2 protein-coding genes are annotated in these 1,664 nt (G+C 62.3%); both read right to left on the bottom strand.

What is annotated here, in order from left to right:
• Positions 1 to 938: 938 nt before the first annotated feature.
• On the bottom strand, positions 939 to 1,106 hold the full coding sequence (locus tag ACFVJ3_RS49385) for a carboxymuconolactone decarboxylase family protein (RefSeq protein ID WP_378459031.1): 168 nt from the start codon (positions 1,104 to 1,106) through the stop codon (positions 939 to 941).
• Positions 1,031 to 1,525, bottom strand: coding sequence for a carboxymuconolactone decarboxylase family protein (locus ACFVJ3_RS49380; RefSeq protein WP_378459030.1), 495 nt, complete (start codon positions 1,523 to 1,525; stop codon positions 1,031 to 1,033). The genes ACFVJ3_RS49385 and ACFVJ3_RS49380 overlap by 76 nt, the downstream gene beginning before the upstream one ends.
• Positions 1,526 to 1,664: the final 139 nt, after the last annotated feature.

Below are 1,664 nucleotides of genomic sequence, written 5' to 3'. Positions count from 1 at the left end.
GTAGTAACACGCCTTCAACGCGCATATTCGGCATTACCGCAGTTCAGCATGACTTTTCGTGAAATCGTGTGCCCATCAGCTGCGGAAGTCCGGTCTGAAGTCGAACCCAAGCCTGCAGACCCATACGGGTATCGATGTCGGTATTTCGGCCGACGTGCAGGTGTCGAAATTGGTCCACTGTGTGTGGTGCACCGTGATCGACGTGGCAGTCAGGAATCCCCTGCACGTGAGAGAAGAGTTGTGATGGCACCGATCACGGAGAACTCGGGCACCGGTCTGTTGAATGCGTTGCGTGTCAGCGTGGTTGGCACCGCTCTACGCCGGGCTGGTCATGGGCGTGATGGTGGTGGCGGTGTGGAAGTTCCCGATGTCCGGCGTGTAGCCCGCAGTGACCTGTGGTTCTCCGCCGGTGCGGTGGGTGATCCCGTGCGTCGTCGTGTGTGCAGCACCCGGGCAGCAGTTCGGCGATAGAGGCGACCGGGGGATCGGTTGCGCCTGGTGGGTTCGGGTACCCGGTGATCGATGCGCGGTGCCCGCGCCGGGCGCCCTGGTGGTGTGGAAGGAACGGCAATGTTCGGGACGGGTACGGGCGCGTTGACTTGCTTACTGGTGGTGGCGCTGCTGGTAGTTCCCGTCTCGTTCGGTGTGCGGTACGGGCGGATGCGCGCGCCCGTACCGCCTTGCGGGGTCGCGGACGTCCGACGAGAACCGGGCAGGAGCGGTTGCGGTCGCGGAAATGGCTGATCGGTGCGAGCGGTTGCGGCAGCTGGCAACGCGGGTGGTCGTGGGGGTACCTGCCATCGTCATGGCTGACATCACGATGCACATTTCGCCGAAGCGGGCACACTGATGGCCCTTCAATCTGAACTGCTCCCCAAAGTTGGACTGACAAATTCTTTTCCACCTCTGGGGAGCAGTTCAATCACGCGTCGCGGTTTCTAACTGTTTCCGGTTACGTCGTCGATGGCACGCAGGGCGTTGAGGGTTCGCGGGTAGCTGATGAAGGGAAGGAGTGCAGTCACGACCGCTATCAGCCGTGCGCGGTCGTTTCCGACGTTGACGTTCGCGACAACGTGACCCTTGACCTGTGGGTCGCACCCGCCCATGGCGGCCAGAACGGACAGGGTGACGAGTTCGCGCGTGGCGAGATCGAGACCTGTACCGTGTAGTGGTCGCCGAAGCAGTTGGCGGACAGAAAACGTTGGATGTGAATCTCGTCTTCGGGCGCCGAGGCGTACATGCGGTCGACGGCAGCGTCGCCGACGATCTTTTTCTGCACCGCTAGAGCTAGACCGTCGGCTTCGCGTGTGCCAGGCGTGGTCGTCGATTGGCCCGGCAGCGGCAAGGAGACTCCACGCGAGGTGAGCACGTCGTTGGTCGCATGGAGGTAGTCGACGACCTTGCCCATGCCGACGTAGGGCACAGCCTGGTAGACAACCTCTTTGACCTCGACGGGCGTGACGCCGACGGTCAGCGCAGCACCCAGAATCACTCGATACTCGGTGAGCGCCTGCGCGCCGATCAAGGCAGCTAGTGGTGTGTCTCTGATTTAGCTGATCTTTGCCAGTAGCGACGCGGCCGCGCGCAACCTTGGCGAGGATGGATTCGGCGGTCGCGGTCCATTCGTACGGTCGGGGGCTTTCATTGTGGGCATCGAGGTATTC

This window comes from Rhodococcus sp. NPDC127593 (assembly GCF_042671975.1).
Classification (GTDB): domain Bacteria; phylum Actinomycetota; class Actinomycetes; order Mycobacteriales; family Mycobacteriaceae; genus Rhodococcus_F.
This window is presented reverse-complemented; position numbering and strand designations above follow the sequence as displayed.